The 19331-nt window shown below is 35.0% G+C and carries 14 protein-coding genes; 13 read left to right on the top strand and 1 reads right to left on the bottom strand.

All coding sequences use genetic code 11. The features are described 5' to 3' along the window. The 13 genes from AB3I12_RS06270 (at position 1) to AB3I12_RS06330 (ending at position 17790) form a co-directional block, all read left to right on the top strand. Positions 1–2139, top strand: a complete 2139-nt coding sequence (locus tag AB3I12_RS06270; protein WP_063626791.1) for a glycosyltransferase family 2 protein — start codon at positions 1–3, stop codon at positions 2137–2139. A gap of 205 nt (positions 2140–2344) precedes the next feature. Then, positions 2345–3736, top strand: coding sequence for a sugar transferase (locus AB3I12_RS06275; RefSeq protein WP_010738174.1), 1392 nt, complete (start codon positions 2345–2347; stop codon positions 3734–3736). A 17-nt stretch (positions 3737–3753) separates the two neighbouring features. Further along, positions 3754–4794: a glycosyltransferase family 2 protein gene (locus tag AB3I12_RS06280; protein WP_063626792.1), complete on the top strand. Its 1041-nt coding sequence runs from the start codon at positions 3754–3756 to the stop codon at positions 4792–4794. A 252-nt stretch (positions 4795–5046) separates the two neighbouring features. Then, positions 5047–5892: a phosphorylcholine transferase LicD gene (locus tag AB3I12_RS06285; RefSeq protein WP_010719733.1), complete on the top strand. Its 846-nt coding sequence runs from the start codon at positions 5047–5049 to the stop codon at positions 5890–5892. Positions 5893–5904: 12 nt separating this feature from the next. Beyond that, positions 5905–8622 (top strand): DUF5776 domain-containing protein, encoded by a 2718-nt coding sequence (locus AB3I12_RS06290; RefSeq protein ID WP_063626794.1) that lies wholly within the window; start codon positions 5905–5907, stop codon positions 8620–8622. Positions 8623–8856: 234 nt separating this feature from the next. Next, positions 8857–9558, top strand: a complete 702-nt coding sequence (locus AB3I12_RS06295) for a 2-C-methyl-D-erythritol 4-phosphate cytidylyltransferase (RefSeq protein ID WP_063626797.1) — start codon at positions 8857–8859, stop codon at positions 9556–9558. Between the two features lie 9 nt (positions 9559–9567). Next, positions 9568–10629 (top strand): NAD-dependent epimerase/dehydratase family protein, encoded by a 1062-nt coding sequence (locus AB3I12_RS06300; RefSeq protein ID WP_010719730.1) that lies wholly within the window; start codon positions 9568–9570, stop codon positions 10627–10629. Next, the gene (locus tag AB3I12_RS06305) at positions 10622–11596 is read left to right on the top strand and encodes a glycosyltransferase family 2 protein (protein ID WP_010719729.1); all 975 of its coding nucleotides are present in this window, start codon (positions 10622–10624) and stop codon (positions 11594–11596) included. The genes AB3I12_RS06300 and AB3I12_RS06305 overlap by 8 nt, the downstream gene beginning before the upstream one ends. A gap of 40 nt (positions 11597–11636) precedes the next feature. After that, complete coding sequence (locus AB3I12_RS06310; protein ID WP_010738170.1) at positions 11637–13073, top strand: O-antigen ligase; 1437 nt, start codon at positions 11637–11639, stop codon at positions 13071–13073. Between the two features lie 138 nt (positions 13074–13211). Continuing rightward, on the top strand, positions 13212–14036 hold the full coding sequence (locus AB3I12_RS06315; RefSeq protein ID WP_034698873.1) for a phosphorylcholine transferase LicD: 825 nt from the start codon (positions 13212–13214) through the stop codon (positions 14034–14036). Positions 14037–14116: 80 nt separating this feature from the next. Further along, positions 14117–15088 carry a glycosyltransferase gene (locus AB3I12_RS06320; RefSeq protein WP_010719726.1) on the top strand — a complete coding sequence of 324 codons (972 nt, stop codon included), beginning with the start codon at positions 14117–14119 and terminating at the stop codon, positions 15086–15088. A 9-nt stretch (positions 15089–15097) separates the two neighbouring features. Beyond that, the gene (locus AB3I12_RS06325; RefSeq protein WP_010738167.1) at positions 15098–16522 is read left to right on the top strand and encodes a lipopolysaccharide biosynthesis protein; all 1425 of its coding nucleotides are present in this window, start codon (positions 15098–15100) and stop codon (positions 16520–16522) included. A 323-nt stretch (positions 16523–16845) separates the two neighbouring features. After that, positions 16846–17790: an NAD-dependent epimerase/dehydratase family protein gene (locus AB3I12_RS06330; RefSeq protein ID WP_010719724.1), complete on the top strand. Its 945-nt coding sequence runs from the start codon at positions 16846–16848 to the stop codon at positions 17788–17790. Positions 17791–18010: 220 nt separating this feature from the next. Here AB3I12_RS06330 and AB3I12_RS06335 read toward each other — a convergent pair whose 3' ends face one another. Then, positions 18011–19183 (bottom strand): serine hydrolase, encoded by a 1173-nt coding sequence (locus tag AB3I12_RS06335; RefSeq protein ID WP_196763505.1) that lies wholly within the window; start codon positions 19181–19183, stop codon positions 18011–18013. Positions 19184–19331 lie beyond the last annotated feature (148 nt).

Here is a 19331-nt window from a genome sequence, read left to right on the forward strand (position 1 = left end):
GTGCAAAAAAAAGAGATTGCTGTATTTATAGACCGAATTACTCGTGAAAGAGCAACTGGGGATTTATTGATTGTTGGCTGGGCGGTCGATGAGGTGACGAAAGAAATTCCGATCATTAAAGTCGATAAGGACAAAGTATCTGCCGAAGTCACCAATGTTGTTCGTTTGGATATCAATCATTTATACAATCTGGATGTGAAAACACCGAGTGGTTTCAACATTCGATTATCTGGAAGAATGAAAGGTAAAGCGATTTTAGATTTCCAAACAAAATCCCATCAAAATGGGATTGCGGTGAAATTGAATGGTCGTTATCCGTATGACGATGGCCTTGAAACAAACTGGGAAAAGAAAAAAAGATTGCTTCAAAAAGGATTCAATTATGCACGGACACACGGAGTGAAAAAAGCGATCCGACGTGTCAAGTTTGAAATGAAACCAGCTTCTGTTGATTATACCGAATGGATCAAACGTCATGAACAGTTTGATCTCCAAAAGCAACGTCAAGATGCTAAAGGATTTGAATATCGTCCCTTAATCTCAGTACTTATGCCAGTCTACAATGTCGAAATCAAATGGCTGGAAAAATGTATTGATTCTGTTTTAAAACAAACGTATGATCACTGGGAATTATGTATCAGTGATGATGCATCAACTGATCCTAAAATCAGAAAATGTTTAGAAAAGTATCAAGCTAAAGATCAACGAATCAAAGTCGTTTTTAGAGAAAAAAATGGGCATATCAGTCTAGCGACCAATTCTGCTTTGGAAATGGCAACAGGGGAGTTCATGGCGTTGTTAGATAATGATGATGAACTACCGCCTTATGCGTTGTTTGAAGTCGCAAGCGTCTTGAATCAGCGTCCTGAACTTGATGTCATTTATAGCGATGAAGATAAGATCGATGCAGAAGGTCAGCGTTTTGATCCTCATTTTAAAGCGGATTGGTCACCAGACACTTTAATGGGCAATAATTATATTTCACATTTAGGGGTTTATCGTACCAGCTTAGTTAAAGAAATCGGTGGATTTAGAAAAGGATATGAAGGTTCTCAAGATTATGACTTGGTACTACGAATAACTGAGCAGATCCCAGCTGATCACATTTATCACATTGATAAAGTACTGTATCACTGGCGCACGATTCCGGGATCTACTGCCAGCAATGGTGAAGCGAAGAGCTATATTTATGATTCTGGAGTCAAGGCATTGACTGATGCACTCGATCGTAGAGGAATTAAAGGAAAAGTTCGTCCTGGACGAATCTCTGGTTTCTACGAGGTCAATTATGAAGTGCTGCAAGAAGACTTAGTTAGTGTCATTATTCCCACTAAAAACGGATATGATGACTTAAAACTATGTATCGACTCAATTATTGACAAAACAACCTATTCCAACTATGAGATCATTGTTGCTGATAACGGTAGTACCGATCCTAAGATGCAGGAACTATTTAAGGAATACCAGCAACGACTAAACGAACGTTTTATAGTGGAATTGATCGATATACCTTTCAATTATTCTAGGATCAACAATCTAGCGGCAGAAAAAGCAAGTGGCAAATATTTATTGTTCTTAAACAATGATACGGAAGTTATTGAGCCTGAGTGGATGACCAATATGGTTGCCTATGCGCAATTTGATCGAATTGGCTGTGTCGGTGCCAAACTTTACTACCCAGATGATACGACACAACATGCTGGTGTGTTAGTTGGTATTGGTGGCGTTGCTGGTCATGCGTTGAACAACTATGACCAAACACACTGTGGTTACTTTGGTCGGTTAGTCATCGATGTCAATTACTTAGCGGTAACAGCTGCCTGTATGATGGTCAAAGCCAGTGATTTTCATGCGGTCCATGGCTTTGATGAAACATTAGCAGTCGCTTTCAATGATGTGGATTTATGCCTGAAAATTTATGAGCTAGGTCGATATAACGTTTATGCCCATCAAGTTGAACTTTATCATTTTGAATCAAAATCAAGAGGCTATGAAGATACGCCTGAGAAGCAAAAACGTTTTGCAGGTGAGATAAAGAAAATGCAAGTGAAATGGCCAGGGTATATCAACCATGATCCTTTTTATAACGATAATCTGACAAAAGAAGGAATTGGAGATTTTTCATTAAGACCAGATTAATTAAGAAATGAAAATAGAAACTATCATGCAATCAGTTAAGAAAGCATGGTAGTTTTTTTTCGTAAAATGAGATATTAAAAGCAAGCGTTATAATTGTAGAGCAGTAGTTTTTTGTAATTCTGTTACAATTTGTTTATTCACTAGGCTTTTAAACCCTGCTATGGTAAGATAATAGGTGCATTATTTTGTGATTAGGAGTGTATATATGAATAAAAATGGGGAATGGAGTGCTGCAAGACGAATATTCATTATTTTAATGGATGTTTTGATGTACAATGTAGCCATATATAGCAGTTTCTTACTGAAATTTCATGGGGAAATACCCATGCGGAATTTTGAAACTTTTCAACATTCAGCAATCTTTATTTCTGTTATATTTATTGCCTTGAATATCTTATTGGGCGTATATGTTTTTTATAATCGAACGGTCAGCGATATCGTGTTTGTCACGGTTATTGGTCAAGTCTTAATGACATTGGGGATCATGGTCGTCACCTTTGCTGGACGCTGGTTTGCTTTCCCACGAGGCGTAATTTTATTGTCATTTGTGCTAGCGACCATTTTATTGAGTCTTTACAGAATATTAATTTATAAGTTGTACTTGAAAGTCAGTCGTGATAAGAAAGTCGTGATCGTTGGATCAGAAAAAGATGTGGCACCGGCCATACAAAATTTCAGTTCTAAAAAAAATAATAAGCATAAAGTAGAAGCGGTTGTCATCGATCACTACTATGAAAATGTGAAAAAAATGATTGATCAAATGGATATCGTCTATCTGGCTTCACATATTGAAGAAGCAGAAAAAGTAAAAATCTATCAACTAGTGACAAAAAATGAGAAGAAATTATTTCTCAATACGACATTTGAAAACTTAACGATGATCAATCCAAACATCATGAACTTTGAAGATGAAAGTATTATTGAAGCTTCAGGATTCAGAATTCCACCAGAATATGAATTATTCAAGCGGTTGTTTGATATTATCGTTTCGTTGATTTTACTGATCATAGCCTCACCTTTCATGTTATTAACTGCTATTTTAGTAAAAGTTACTTCACCGGGTCCGGTTATTTATAAACAAATTCGGATCACTAAAAATCAAAAAGAATTTTCAATCTATAAATTTCGCTCGATGACTGCGACTGCAGAAGCCAAATCAGGACCTGTTTTGGCTAAGAGCAACGATGCTCGTGTCACTCCAGTGGGTAAATTTATCCGAGCAGTTCGTTTTGATGAATTACCACAAATCTTTAATGTATTAAAGGGAGACATGTCGATCGTTGGTCCTCGACCAGAACGTCCTTTCTTTGTTGATCAATTCAATGCGGAAAATCCTTATTACTATTTGAGACACAATGTACGTGCTGGGATAACGGGTTATGCGCAAGTTTATGGGAAATACGTATCAGATTACAACAGTAAATTACGGTTTGATTTACTTTACATCAAGAAATATTCTTTATTGCTCGATTTAAAAATATTATTACAAACCATTAAAATTCTTTTTGATAAGATGTCTTCTCAAGGCTTGGAAGAAGATGAGAATGTTCATTCATTGGCAGAGATTGCTTTTCCAAAAGAGAAAATCTTTCGCTAGTTGAGAGGTAGTGAAAAATGAGTAACCCAAAATTTAGTATCATCATACCCATTTATAATGCTGAAAGCACGATTGCTCGTACGATCGCATCTTTAAAAGAATTTGATTTTACTGATTATGAAGTTTTGTTAATCAATGATGGTTCGACAGATCAAACGGAAGCAATCATTACGAGACTTATTGAGAACGACCCTAAATTTCGACTGATCACAACGGCTAATCAAGGACCTGGTTTAGCAAGAAATGAAGGGATTATGCAAGCCCAAGGAACTTACATCTTATTTTTTGATGCGGATGATACGCCGAAAAAAGAAGTTTTATCTGATTATGACAAGCTTTTAGCTAAACATCCAGACACCGATTTGATCGTTAGTTCGTTTATCTTTCGAACGATGGACGGAGAACAGATTATTTCAGAAAAAGAAAATTTAGTGACGGAGCATCATTATCAAAGTCATGATAGTTTTATAAAAGACATGTATCGATTAATGAACGATCAGTTGATGTATGTAGTTTGGAATAAATGTTATCGAAGGGATATTTTAAAACAGAATCAGCTTCTTTTTAAAGGATACAATAGCTGTGAAGACCGTATTTTTAATTTGCATTATTATAAATATTGTCAAAATGTCCTGATGAACCCGAAAATTTCTTATATCTATGAATTTGAAGGTGGCAAAGGAATCACGAATCAGTACCGTCCCAATAAATTTAGTACCTTCAAAGAGTTCTACCAATTAGCAAATGAAGTGACGAATGAAGTCGATAAGCCAGGAATGGCAGCTCTCCATTTAAAAGGAACGACGTCGGTCATCTTTTCTATCTATGGCACTTCGACACGGACAGCAAAAGAAAAAAAAGCTGAAGCAAAGCAAATATTAACGGATCCAACTATTGTTGAGGCGAAAAAAATTGCTTGCACCGACTCTACAGTAAAAAAAGTAACGAAGCAATTGTATAACCTGCCTTGTTCATTCTTTTTAACTGCTGTACGCATCGGAAGTTTTGTTGAAATAAAGATGCCAGGATTGATGGCAACACTAAAACGAGTGTATTAAATAAGCGACCGGAATAGCAGGGTGATATCATTTGCTTTTCAATCGAAATAAAAAAGCAGTGACAGCTGTCATGGCTTTATTCTCACATTTATAAAAGTGTTAGGATAACAGTTTCTTCTAACACACTATTTATTCGAGTTTGGGTCTTTAGGTTTTCCTTTTGACCCACACTCTTTTTTTGCAAATTTAGACAGATTCTATTTCGGATAAAAAAATAGTTATGATAAAATAAAAATAGAGGGAGCTGTAAGTATGTATAGTAATGATCCTGAATTAAGAAATGTCCAGCAGGTAGTGTTAGAAATCGCTCAATATTTTGTCGATTTTTGTAATAAACACGACCTACTTTGTTATTTTTGTGGCGGTGGCTGTATTGGCTCTATCCGTCATCAAGGTTTTATTCCTTGGGATGATGACTTGGATTTTTTTATGCCTAGACAAGATTATGAAAAAATAAAAGAACTATGGCCAAAATATGCTGATGTTGAACGCTATCCGCTATTGGTTGCTTCTGAGAATTACAATGATCATAATTCATTTATGACCATTCGAGATGCAAATACCACATTTGTCAAAACGTATCAAGAAGGAATGGCTATTCCTCATGGTATACCGATTGATATTTTTCCTTTGGACGGTGCGCCTGAAAAAAGTGCGCAACGGAAAATCCAAAAAATGTGGGCGCTCGTTTATGCATTGTTTTGTTCTCAGGTTGTGCCCGAAAAACATGGGGGAATGATGGCAACAGGTAGCAAGGTGCTTTTAAGTACGTTCTCTTCGCCCAAAATCCGCTATAAGATTTGGCGTTTTGCAGAAAAACAAATGAGTAAGTACTCATTCGGATCGACACCTTATGTCACAGAATTATGTGTCGGACCTAAATATATGGGAAATATTTACCATTTGGAAGATTTTAAATCAGCGATTGTTGTTCCCTTTGAAGAGACAAAAATGCCAATTCCTGTTGGGTATGACCGCTATTTGAAACAGGTCTTTGGTGACTACATGCAATTGCCCCCTGAAGAAGAACAACAGCCTCATCATGAAGCTGTTCTTGTTGATACTAAAAAAGCTTACAAAGTAAACGATACAGTATGAAGGAGAAAAGAGATGAAACGGATTTTTTCTGGTGTACTTTTATGTACATTATTATTAAATAGCTCTATTTCCAATACTTATGCAATTGAAAATATAGCTAAAACTTCTCAATCTAGTCAAGAACAGAAGGCTATGAATGAAGTGGGAACTGAAGAAAAACAAATGAACGACTCGTCTGATTCAGCAACACTTACCACAACTAACGATACAAAACAATCGGGTAGTTCGACAACTACGGAAACATCTACGGCTGAGACTTCTTCGACAGAATCCAGTATGACCAGCAGCTCGACAATCCCCACTCAAGAAAGTACCAGCACTTCGGGTTCCGAGACCGCCAATTCTACGAGTGATTCTACCCAGGATCAGACAGATGCCAATCAAGTTGATCCAAGAGAAGATGCTGAACTCGGGAAAAGAGGGACAAATCATAAAAAAGGTACTTATGCCATGCAACCGTCTGGAAATCAGTATGGGATTATGTCGAGAATGATGTATCCTGATAATGTATATGCAGATAATCCCAATTTACCAAGAAAAGACTTCATTGATGTCGCTAGTTGGAATGGGACAATCTCTGTTGCTGAGTATCAAAAAATCAAAAGTTACGGGGTAACGGGAGTAACCGTCAAGCTCACCGAAGGAACATCATATACTAACCCGTATGCGCAAAGCCAAATCAACAATGCTAAAGCTGCGGGGCTCAGTGTGTCTGCTTATCATTACAGCGTGTATACATCTGTTCAAACAGCTCAGGCAGAGGCAAAATATTTTGCACAAGCAGCGTCAAAATTAGGTTTGCCCAAAAATACGATCATGTTTGATGATGCAGAAGATCCCAACTTGATTTCCGAAGGACGTGATACACAAAAAAATGCTTTGGCTTTCAATCAACAACTAAAAAATCTTGGGTATTCTAATGCTGCACTATATCTTAGTAGAGGTTGGCTAGATAGTGGGTACATCAATCCTGCTCCCTTTAATAAAGAACGTATATGGGTCGCACAATATCCTTATACACCAACACAATCGATGCAGTGGAACAATGATTATGGTGCTTGGCAGTGGTCGTCTCAAATGTTTTTCCCAGGTTTGGCAAATTATCAATCTCGTCCTTTTGACATGTCGATGATTTACAGTTCTTTTTTTGGAACACCAAATACAGGAAACGGACCTGACCTAAATAAATATTATACGACAAATCCTGGAAGAGTCATCGTCAAGAAGGATGATTGTTTTTACAATGATGTGAATTTTACCAGTCCTGGAATGACTGTTAAGGAAAATACTTTAGTTACTGTGAAAAGTATTCAAACAACCGCTAGTGGGATTCCACGCTTATTTACAGATCACGGTTATTTAACAGCAAATAAATCATATGTTGTAGCGGCTCAAAGCAATATTGATTCTTATTTTACAACGAATCCTAAAAAAGTCCGTTTGAAGACAGATGATTATTTTTATGCAGATACAGCTTTTACCCAGCGTTTGAATAAAGTCACGAAAGGTACAGTGGTGGAAGTAGAAAGCTTAGCTTACACGGACTCTGGTATTTTCCGATTAAAAACAAAAAATGGCTATTTGACTGCGAATAAAAATTTGGTCGAACAGTATCGTGATATCTCTGATATGTACTATATGACAAATCCAGGACAAGTCATTGCTCAGACAAATGATCGTTTTTACCAAGATGTCGAGTTTACAAAACCAGGAGAATCAGTCTCAGCTGGTACGGTCATCAAAGTAACGGGAATTGAAAAAACAAAGAGTGGGATACCTCGATTAAAAACAAATAAAGGCTTTTATACAGCAAATAGAGACTACGTGATCGCAACTGTAGCATCAATTGATAATTACTATACGAAAAACCCTGTTCGAATCGTCATGAAAGCCAATGATACTTACTATCGAGACACAGACTTTCTCCATAAAGGAAAAGCAGTGACGAAAGGGTCGCTTGTATCTGTTACAGGTGTCGTATACCGTGAAGGTCAAGTACCACGATTGCTTACGCCCGATGGCTATTTGACGGCTAATAAAGAGTATGTGCAAGAAGTGCCAGATAATATCTCAAACTATTATTATAGTAATCCAGGATATGTGGTCATGAAGACAAATGATACGTATTATCATGATGTCAATTTCAGTCAAAAAGGGGATGCAGTCTCTAAAAATGAATTGATTGAAGTGCAAAATGTGGTATTTACAAGTGGTGGAATCCCACGGTTAAAAACGGCAAAAGGCTATTTGACAGCTAATAGAGGTTATGTAACACAATTAGTGAGTGACAGTGATAATTACTTTATCGAAAATCCAAGAAAAATTGTTATGTTGAGGGATGATCGCTATTATTCTGACATAGACTTTAAACAACCAAGTACCGCAATTGCGAAAGGTACGGTGATCGATGTCTTAGGTATCGAGTATACAGCTGGCGGAATCCCACGATTAAAAACCAATAAGGGATATGTTACAGCTAATAAAGGGTATGTTACAGCTGCTGCGAATGCAAATGATAATTATTTTGTGACGAATCCTAAAAGAGTTCAACTGTTGATGAATGATTACTACTATAAAGATCTCAGTTTTACGCAAAAAGGAGCAGCAATTAGCAAAGGAACGATCGTAGAGATCCAATCAATCGAATATACTCCATCAGGACTTCCACGATTAAAAACAGCTGATGGTTATGTGACTGCAAATAAAAAGTATGTTCAAAAAGTAAACTAAAAATAAATAAATCAACACATCAATCGAATGTTCTATCATTCTTTTGATGTGTTGTTTTTTTGTATAATACTTATATTTCACCGAGGCTCAGTGGAAAACATTGAAAGTTATTGGCAGTTGTGAGAAAATGTAAAAGGTTAAATATGGTTTTTATTGAACGGATAGTGAAATAATAGGCAAGTTTTCAATACCTATTTAGTATAAATACACATAAAAGAAAGGAATTTATCTCATATGATTACAGCTATAATTATTGCCGGTGGCGTTGGCAAACGAATGGGGCAGGATATACCAAAACAATTTATTAATATCGAGGGGAAGCCCATCATTATTTATACATTGGAGTCATTCCAACACCATCCACAGATTGATCGAATTCTTGTTGTATGTAAATCAGGTTGGGAAGAAACCATGTGGGCTTATATCAAAGAGTTCAATATCAGTAAAGTCCAATGGGTGATTACTGGCGGACCTAAAGGACAAGAATCAATCAATAACGGTGTACAATTTTTAAAAGATTATTCAGAGGATGATGACACAATTATCATTCATGACGGTATTCGTCCATTGGTGGATGAACTCGTCCTATCAGATGTGATTGTGAAATGTAAGGAATATGGAAATGGTGTGACTTCATTACCGTATAATGAACAGATTTTTATTAAGAAAACCGAAGAAACGACACAACAATATGTGGATCGTAATACGTTACGACGTGTTTCAACTCCACAAGCATACCAATATGGTAAATTACTTTCTGCTTATAATCGGGCGGTCAAAGAAAATATTGGAATGACAGACTCATCTTATACCAATACGATGATGGTGGACTTAGGTGAAACCTTGTATTTTGCGGCTGGTTCTGATAAAAATATCAAATTGACCACAACCGATGATTTAGAGCTTTTCAAAGCATATTTAAAAATGAAAGATTAGGTGAAGAGGATGTCTTTAATAAATAATCCACTATATAAAGATGATTTGCTGAAGGTAGTCGAACATACTCCTGATTTAAAAAGTTTGGATGGTCAATCATTACTCATGATTGGTGCCTCAGGTATGATTGGTTCTTTTTTAGTCGATACGTTAATGTTAGCAAACCAGTATTTAGGGGTTAATATTAAAGTATATGCAATGGGAAGAAATCGTCAAAGATTGGAAGAACGATTCTCTCCGTATATCTCTGATCAAAATTTTGAGATCATCGAAGGAGACGTGACAGATCCGTTGCCTTTTTCTATTAAGGCTGACTATATCATCCACGGTGCAAGCAATACCCATCCAAAAGCTTATGCAACCGATCCAATTGGCACGATTATGACGAATCTTGCTGGTACAGAACAAGTATTGAAACATGCTGTAGCAACAGAACCGAAAAGAGTGCTTTTCCTTTCAACTGTAGAGATCTATGGCGAAAATCGTGGAGACGTTGAAAAGTTTTCGGAAGATTATTGTGGTTATATTGATTGCAATACTTTACGTGCCGGCTATCCGGAAGGTAAGAGAGTCAGTGAGTCCCTTTGTCAGGCATATATTGCGAAGCATCAATTAGATATTGTGATCCCAAGATTATGCCGTACATTTGGCCCAACGATGTTGTTATCTGACTCTAAGGCTTCTTCTCAATTTATCTTGAATGCAGTGCATGAAGAAGATATTGTATTAAAGAGTGAAGGAAACCAGTATTTTTCCTATATTTATGTAGGTGATGCTGTTTCAGCGATGCTTCATCTCCTTATTCACGGTCAGATTGGAGAAGCTTATAATATCTCTAATGACAGTTTTGATTTGCATCTAAAAGAGCTTGCTCAAAAACTTGCTGAAATTAGTGGGAAGCAAGTCATTTTTGAATTACCTGATGCAATTGAACAACAAGGCTTTTCTAAAGCAAATACGGCTATTTTAAATAATGAAAAAATTAAAGATACTGGCTGGTTCCCGATCTTTAGTCTAGAAGAATCACTGAAGCATACAGTACAGTTAGTTAAGGATGAAATACATGTGTGAAATTAGTATCATCGTACCTGTTTATAAAGTTGAAAAATATTTAAAAAAATGTGTAGATTCCATTCTCGCTCAGACTTTTTCCGATTTTGAACTGATTTTAGTGGATGACGGTTCACCTGATAATAGTGGACGTATTTGTGATGACTATGCAAAGAAGGATGCTCGTGTACGGGTCGTCCACAAACAAAATGGTGGATTGAGTAGCGCAAGAAACGCGGGAATCGAAGTAGCCAAAGGAAAATATTTGGGCTTTGTTGACAGTGACGACTATATCGCAGAAGATATGTATGAACTTTTATATAAAGCAATCATCAAAGAAGAGGCAGACTTATCGATCTGTGGTATTTATGATGTCTACGAGGGAAAAGATCCGATAATCAAACCCACAATCAAAAAAACAGTAACCGCTGAAGAAGCGTTATTATTAATTTTACAAGGAAATATCATCTCTGTTCATGCAGTGAACAAACTCTATAAGCGAGAACTTTTTTCAACTATCCGCTATCCAGAGGGGAAATATCATGAAGATTCTTTTATTATTGTAGATTTATTGAATCAATGCCACAAAGTAGCCATTGATTCTGAACAAAAGTACTATTATTATCATCGTCTTGGAAGTATCAATACAGAGAGTTTTTCAGAAAAACAATTTGAATTTATTGAAGCTTGGGAAAACAATGAAATAAAGCTCAAAGACCGAAGTCAAGAAATCAAAAAAGCAGCACATCAACGTGTTTGTTTTGCTAACTTTTTAGTTCTCGATAAGATTATAGTAGCAAACGTAACGGATCGTCCGGAAACAAAAGAAATCGTAAGTTATTTAAGACATAACTTTCGATTCATTATGGAGAATGAGATTTTTACCAAGAGTCGTAAGTTTTCTACATTACTCTTAATGATTAGCTTACATTTATATAAGTTTCCAGTAGAATTTAGAAGGAAACATATAACTAAAACTAAAGATTAACCGTTACGGTGATTGATCTTTTATACTAATGGAGGATAAAATGTTTACTAAATTTTCAAAGCAATTCCATAGTATAGGACAAAAAATAGCATTGCCCTATATTGTTTTTTTTGAGCTTGTCTTAATCTGTCGGATGGTTAGTGTTTATTCCACACTACCACCAAAAATCGATTCCATCTTTTCGATGATTATCATGTTATTATCAGGAGTCATTTTCCTTAGCCACTTTTTACCAATGATTCTCGAAAAAAAGAAAATAAAAATTGAATATTGGTTAATTGTTTTTATAGTGATTTTAGCAATCAGTACATTGTTGAATCGAGAATATGCTTTCACGGAAAACATCAAACTGATTATTTGGCAATGTATCTTTTTCTTTTGTGTATTTGAAGTGGGAAGAGAAAATAACAAAAAACTATTTACTGTGTTTGAAACGATTCTTTTAGTTGTTTGGTCTGCACTTGTCCTATTTTCTCTTTATTTGTTTTTTGCTCGTGTAAGTTTTTCTACGCCAGTTAAATCATTGTATTATGGCATGCGAATCGGTTTTTTTGAAAATCGTCTTTATGGGATTTTTGTTGATCCAAACTATGCGACAACTATTTCATTGGTTTGTATTATTTTTGCCCTTAGAAAAGCTATTTTTAATCAAAAGCTATGGGTGAAAGTTCTTTCTATTTTTGTTATGTTTGTTCAATTTAGCTATATTTCTCTCTCAGGTTCAAGATCTGGTATGATCCAATTGGTAGTTGCGGCCTTTTTTGGTGTTTTCTTCTTTTACTTATTTTATCAGTCGAAAAAAAATCAATCGTTAGTATTGAAAGTAGTAGGAGCAACAGTCCTAGCTGCGATTAGTTCAGCCGTTGTTTTTGGTGGCGTATCATTGATGAAAACAGGTTACGTCAATGTAGCAAACCGTGTGGAAATCACAAGTCCTAAGGTCGTTGACTTTTTTGAAAAAGATTCAGAAAAAAAAATTCCTGACGAAAAATTGGTCACTACCGAAAGACCGGATGTTGTTGAAAATAAAGATATTTCTAACAGTCGTTTTGCTTTATGGAAAAGTGCAACTGAATTGATGCGACTTGAACCCATTTTCGGAACAACACCAAAAGGTTTTGTGGCAATTGCCAAAGCTAAAATCCCAGAGACTCATATTGCTAAAACTGGGCAAACACCTCACAGTGCCTTTTTCTATCTATTAGCAGCAACTGGTATCTCTGGAACAATTGTTTTTGTCCTGTTTTTACTATCAAAAATGTGGCAGTCTTTGCGGATTCTATTTGCTACAAAGCAAAAAAATTATCTGGAATTTCTGATAGATAATCAAATTGTGTTGATCATCTTAGTCTCTAGTTTATTGATTACTGAAATTATACTAACTAGACGTTCTGCAACATTTATTTTCTGGTTGTATTTAGGAAAACTTCAATATGATTTCGATCAACAAAAACAATTGAACAGACTGGAAAAATAATTAAGGTAATAGGAAAAATCCTTGCAGAGAAACAAAGGATGCAAGGATATTTTCTATTATTGGTCAATTTGATGATCAAAGGCAAATAAATATTCCCGTTCGTTAGTAAAAAATTTAAATGGATATAGGAGACTTCTTATGAGAGAATTAACAATGGCAGAGGTACAAAAAAAAGCAGTTGATATTTTAGTTTATATTGATAAAATCTGTCGTGAAAACAACCTAAAATATACCATATTTTATGGAAGTCTGATTGGTGTTGAACGCCATCAAGGTTTTATCCCTTGGGATGATGATATTGATATCGTGATGCCCCGACCAGATTATGAAGAATTGCTTTTGATCTTAAAAAATGATACAAATTACAAGTTGTTGTCCTTTGAAACAAGAGAAAATTTTAGATATCCATTTGCAAAAGTGATTGACCCAAAAACTGTAGCTAAAACAAAGCAGTTTTTTAGTGGGGAAGAACCTGATTTAGGCGTTTTTGTTGATATTTTTCCTATTGACGGCATTCCAGATTCTGCTACAGAACGTCAAGCTTTAAGAGAGACAACAGAGAATTATCGTCTAAACTTAATGGACACTTTGGGATTAGCTTATGCTCGAAGCTTTGATTTTTTGAAAGCAGTCGTAAAATTAGTAGTGCGTTATCCTCATCATAAAAAATTATTGAAAATCGGAGATAATGTCTATTGGCAAAAAAAATATCAAGAAGCTGCTAAAAAAATACGATTTGGAGATACGGACACATGTGGTTATTTAGAATGGATTCATATTGATTGGGGTGTTTTTCCAACGCAATGGTTTACTGAATATGAAGACGTCGAATTTGAAGGACACAAAGTAATGGCTATCAAAAATAGAGGAGATTTTCTTACATTGCGTTACGGAGATTACATGACAATGCCACCGGAAAATGAACGCGTGACACACCATCCGTATAACTTTTACGAAAAATAGCCTCTCGAAATGGTTACAAAAAGTAAGACGAAACAACAAAGTAGTATCTTTAATACTATATCTTAGAAGGAGTGAAGTAAATGCGTGAAAAACTGCAAACAACTGTTGTAATGGCTACATATAATGGCGAAAAAAATATTATAGAACAGCTCAATTCTTTGAAAAATCAATCTCAAAAAATTGATGAAGTTATCATAAAAGATGATTGCTCAACTGATCAGACAGTCAATATTGTACGAAAATTCATTGAAGAAAATCAGTTACAGGCTACCTGGCAATTGATTGTTAATGAAGAAAACGTTGGATGGCGAAAAAACTTTTTTAAACTGCTGGATTTAGCAAGTAAAGATGTTGTGTTTACTTGTGACCAAGATGATATTTGGCATGAAAAAAAGATTGAAGAAATGAGTCGTACTTTTGCGAATCAACAAGTTCAAGTTTTAGTATCAGATTATCATGAATTAGTAGAGCCAGGTGGTTTAGCCGAAGAGTTAAAACGGGTTGATACAGAAAAAATAGAGGGACAATCAGAAGAACGAGTGGTTTTTAATGAAAACAACTTATTCCTAAGACGTCCAGGCTGTGTCTATGCTATTCGACAAAGCTTTATTGCGAATGTGATGCTTTATGCTTCAAGAATGGAGAATGCAGTCCATGATATGTCCATGTGGGGAAGTGCTGTTTTAAGCAATGGGTTATTTCTCTTAAGAAAACCGTTGATTGAATGGCGTAAACATGGTCAAAGCTCTTTTAAAAAAGAAATTGACCAAGCAAACAAAGTAACAGCCTACCAAAAAAGACTAAATACGTTACGACGAAGGTTGCAACGTGTACATGCAGCCAATAACTATTTAGCTAATTTAACTGATATAGATGATTTTGAGAAGAAACAAAAAATGCTCTTGTCAATGATTGATGAACTAGAAATGCGTATTGCTATATTAGAAAAGGAACAGTTATCAACAATTCTTGCTTCTTTCTTCCGCTATAAGCGTAAATTTTATTTTGGTACTGATATCTATCATCTTATAAAATATAAGTCAGGAAAGTGAGGTATCAGCATGAACCATAAAGCAAAAGCTGTCGCAAAAAATCTATATTATACCGTAGCAGCTAACTTTGCTACATTAGGTATTTCTGTCCTTTTAAATTTATTTGTTCCAAAATTATTAGGAGTGACTGAATATAGTTATTGGCAACTCTATGTCTTTTATTCTTCTTATGTAGGATTCTTACATTTTGGTTGGATTGATGGTATTTACTTGAAAATCGGTGGAGAAGAGTATAAAGACATTGATAAACGTTCTTTAGGATCACAGTTTTGGTATTTAGCGATATTTGAATTTTTTGTTTCGATTTTCGTTATTTTATGGGCTTACTTCTTTATGCCTGGAGAATACCAAGCACTGATCTTGATTTTGACAGCTGTTGTTTCTGTAGTGACCATCGTTAAAACATTTATTCTCTATATTTTCCAATCAACAAATAGGATTAAAGAGTATGCACAGTTATCAAGAAATGATCGCTATTTATATGTTGTCTTAATCGGTATATATTTTGCCACAGGTGGGCGGGAATTTTACTGGTTGATCATTATGGATATCATTTCAAAATTAGTGATTACAATTTGGGGAATGACCCGAATAAAAGATATGCTACAAGTTAAAATGATTGGTCTAAAAGAACTAGTACCTGAAATCTTAGATAACATTAATATTGGTAGCAAATTAATGTTGAGTAGTATTGCCAGTATGTTAATTATGGGTACGATCCGTTTCTTTGTTCAACAACAATGGTCAATCCAGACTTTTGGTAAATTATCTTTTACTTTAAGTATCTCTAATATGTTTTTGACCTTTATCAATGCGGTGGGAATCGTCATGTTCCCGCTTTTAAGAAGAACAAATCGAGATCGTCTTTCTTCTTTATTTCAAACACTAAGAGGTGTATTTGTTCCTTTGACGTATGCTATTTTGATTTTTTATATTCCAGCAAAAATCGTTTTAGGCATGTGGCTACCTGAATATGAAGTTAGTTTAAGATTCATGGGGATCTTATTTCCAATCGTTATCTATGAAGGAAGAATGTCCTTATTAATCAATACCTATTTGAAGACATTGCGTAAAGAAAAAACGATTCTAATGGTAAATGTCTTGACGTTGACCTTATCCTTACTTCTTTCTCTATTCGTCATTTTCATCATAGGGAATTTAAACTTAACTGTCGGATTAATACTTGCTAGTTTAGCATTCCGTTGTAATTTAGCTGAATTTTTCTTGTGTAGAGATATGAATATTAAAATTGGTGCTAAAATGTTTTTAGAAACCTGTCTAACTTTATTATTCATTTTTAGTAATCTTTGGTTTGATGGCACTTATATGAGTATGGTTGCCTATATTGTGATATATATCATTTATTTAGTGATTGTCCATCGTGGTTTTTTGAGCGACTTAAAAGATTTGCGATACTTAGTCAAAGATCATTAATATAAAGAAGACAGTGAGGGACTGTGACAAAAGACTTGTCACAGTCCCTTATTCTTGCAAAAGGTGATAGAGAAATACATCCTTGACCAACTTCTGCCAAGGCAATAACAAAGAAGCAGCGTTTAAATAAGAAAAATATTATCTACTATTAGAATATTTTATGCATGGTATGGTTTTCTTGTTAGAGAGGAGATAACTATTGGAAAGGGAACAATTAGTCTATGATCGCTCTATTTAGGGCATATATATAAGATAGTATTCTCAGAATAAACGTGTTACACTAAACTTATCTTTTATGTAAATCAATAATTGGAGTGAAAATAGTGGAAAAAATATTGATTACCGGTGGGGCTGGTTTTATCGGTTCTACCTTAGCCAATCACTTAGGTAAAGAAAATGTAGTGATTGTTGTTGATGATTTATCAATGGGAAAAGTAGAAAATCTTGAGATGGATAGAAACATCACGTTCATCGAAGGTGATGTAGCGGATTCAGTATTGATGGAAGAAATCATCCGTGCCAATCAATTTGACTACATTTTCCATTTAGCGGCAGTTGCTAGTGTGGCAGATTCGGTTGCCCGACCAGTAGAAACACATCGAGTTAATTTTGAAAGTGTGCTGATGCTGTTAGAATTGATCCGGAAATATCAACCAAACTTAAAACGAATTGTATTTAGTTCTTCAGCAGCAGTTTATGGGGATGAACCAACTTTACCAAAAAAAGAGGAATCCATTATTCGTCCATTAACCCCTTATGCAATCGATAAGTTTGCAGCTGAACAATATGTTTTGGATTACTGTCATTTATATGATGTTCCAGGAAGTGCAGTTCGTTTCTTCAATGTTTACGGACCAAACCAAAACCCAAATTCACCTTACAGTGGTGTGATTTCAATCTTAGTTGATCGTTATAAAAAACAATTAGCTGGAGAAAAAACGTCATTTACTTTATATGGAGACGGTAGCCAATCAAGAGACTTTGTCTATATCGATGATGTGATCCAAGCTTTACTTCTGGTAGCTAACAAAGAATCGGCTTTAGGCCAACAATTTAATGTCGGAACGGGAAAAGCAACTACATTATTAACATTGATCCAGACGATTGATCAAATTTTAGAGACGGAATTAGCTTTAGAATATCAGCCAGAACGTTCAGGAGATATTCACGATTCATTAGCAGATATTTCTAAGATTCAGTCTATTGGTTATCTACCAAAATATGATGTATTAAGTGGTATGAAAAGCTATTTAAAAACTGAAATATAGTGAATAATAAGAGTCGACAGTTCTTATTCGTACACTTAAAAAGTGGATGGAACGAAATCTTAAACTTTGAAAAATAGAACTATGATAGTCGGCTAAATACAGTCGCCATGCAAAAGTCAGATAACATTCTAACTTTTGCATGGCGATTTTTTTCAATAAAAAAATTTTTGAACTATGACGTACTTAATTTTTGGGACGATAATCTTTTTCGTTTTCAGGATTAATTTTCTTCTAATATCTTGGACCCTTCAATTAAATTATAAATTCGATTTCGCAAGTCTAGAGCAGTTAATTTTATTTTTTTATCTGATTGGTCGTTGCTTTCCATGACAACCGCATCTTTCAAATCACGTTTGAAAACAGCGACTGAATGGAAACGATTGATGTTTCCTTGTGCCAAAACATAATCATTACCACAATAGACACCACCACGATATGGGTGGCCAGTAGGACTGGGTTTCCATAATGTAAAAAGTAATTTCTGTGGGATCATTTTACCTGATAAAACTTTAGTGAAAAACGTATTTAAATCAAGCACCGACATACTGATATTTCCAGTCCCTAATTCATTATGGATCGCTGTTTGCGATTCAGTTAATGGCTTCCAGTAATCATCACTAGCAGACATCTGATAGGAAATGGCATGATGCGGAGAGTTTTTGACTTGATCATAAAAAGCGGTCTGTTTCAAATCCAAAGGTTTGATAATCTCATTCTCTACTAATTTTTCATAAGGTTGGTGAGTTAAGTTGATTAAAATACCCGCTAAAATTGTAAAGTTTAATGGTTCATAACGATAAGTATGGTAGTCAACTAATTTTAGATGTTGAACCGCAAATTGAACGACTTCTGTATCTGATAATGGGGTAGTAGGTTTAGCTGTAGGTTTCAACCCAGATCTCATATAAAGTAGATCTTCAATGGAAATCTTTTGACTATTCGGAATTTGAGGATAAAACTTAGCCAATTTCGTATTCAAAGAAAGGTGTCCTAATTCTACTTGTTTGAGAATTAACAGAGCTGTCATCGCTTTTTGAATCGAGCCAATTTGATAGTAAAGATAAGGGCTGTTTAACTGATCATTTTCTTTGTTTGCATAACCATAGCCACGCTCAAAAATCACATGATTATTTTTCTTTACATAAATTGAGCCAATGTAATCATGTTTAATTAACAGGTGGTTGATTTTTTCTGATAATTTTTTTTCTTCAGGTGTAAGCGATAATGTCTGTTTAGGTTTTAGTGAATCGAAATCATTTCTAGCTTGTTCTTTCGTATAAATACTCCATCCTATAATCATACCGGTGGAAAGTACGCTGATACTGAGCAATACTAGAATGATAGAGAAAAAAGGAAATGACCCTTTTTTTGCATGTTTGCCTTTTTTTATCATTGTGTCATAAGGTCCTTTCATTTTCGCTAATAGTTAAAATAACTATTGTATTTATTGATATTAATTTTAATCTGTTTTCATTTGATTTACTACTTACAATTTTGATAGAATATTTAAATAAATTAATTCACGTCAATCAAAATATCAT

It is taken from the genome of Enterococcus sp. C65 (assembly GCF_040887165.1).
In the GTDB taxonomy this organism is placed as follows: Bacteria; Bacillota; Bacilli; order Lactobacillales; family Enterococcaceae; genus Enterococcus_B; species Enterococcus_B hirae.

What these genes read in the sequence shown, in the direction of transcription:
- AB3I12_RS06275 (WP_010738174.1), top strand. Translation starts at nt 2,345, where the DNA reads ATGAATAAAAATGGGGAATGGAGTGCTGCAAGACGAATATTCATTATT.
- AB3I12_RS06280 (WP_063626792.1), top strand. Translation starts at nt 3,754, where the DNA reads ATGAGTAACCCAAAATTTAGTATCATCATACCCATTTATAATGCTGAA.
- AB3I12_RS06285 (WP_010719733.1), top strand. Translation starts at nt 5,047, where the DNA reads ATGTATAGTAATGATCCTGAATTAAGAAATGTCCAGCAGGTAGTGTTA.
- AB3I12_RS06290 (WP_063626794.1), top strand. Translation starts at nt 5,905, where the DNA reads ATGAAACGGATTTTTTCTGGTGTACTTTTATGTACATTATTATTAAAT.
- AB3I12_RS06295 (WP_063626797.1), top strand. Translation starts at nt 8,857, where the DNA reads ATGATTACAGCTATAATTATTGCCGGTGGCGTTGGCAAACGAATGGGG.
- AB3I12_RS06300 (WP_010719730.1), top strand. Translation starts at nt 9,568, where the DNA reads ATGTCTTTAATAAATAATCCACTATATAAAGATGATTTGCTGAAGGTA.
- AB3I12_RS06305 (WP_010719729.1), top strand. Translation starts at nt 10,622, where the DNA reads ATGTGTGAAATTAGTATCATCGTACCTGTTTATAAAGTTGAAAAATAT.
- AB3I12_RS06310 (WP_010738170.1), top strand. Translation starts at nt 11,637, where the DNA reads ATGTTTACTAAATTTTCAAAGCAATTCCATAGTATAGGACAAAAAATA.
- AB3I12_RS06315 (WP_034698873.1), top strand. Translation starts at nt 13,212, where the DNA reads ATGAGAGAATTAACAATGGCAGAGGTACAAAAAAAAGCAGTTGATATT.
- AB3I12_RS06320 (WP_010719726.1), top strand. Translation starts at nt 14,117, where the DNA reads ATGCGTGAAAAACTGCAAACAACTGTTGTAATGGCTACATATAATGGC.
- AB3I12_RS06325 (WP_010738167.1), top strand. Translation starts at nt 15,098, where the DNA reads ATGAACCATAAAGCAAAAGCTGTCGCAAAAAATCTATATTATACCGTA.
- AB3I12_RS06335 (WP_196763505.1), bottom strand. Translation starts at nt 19,183, where the DNA reads ATGATAAAAAAAGGCAAACATGCAAAAAAAGGGTCATTTCCTTTTTTC.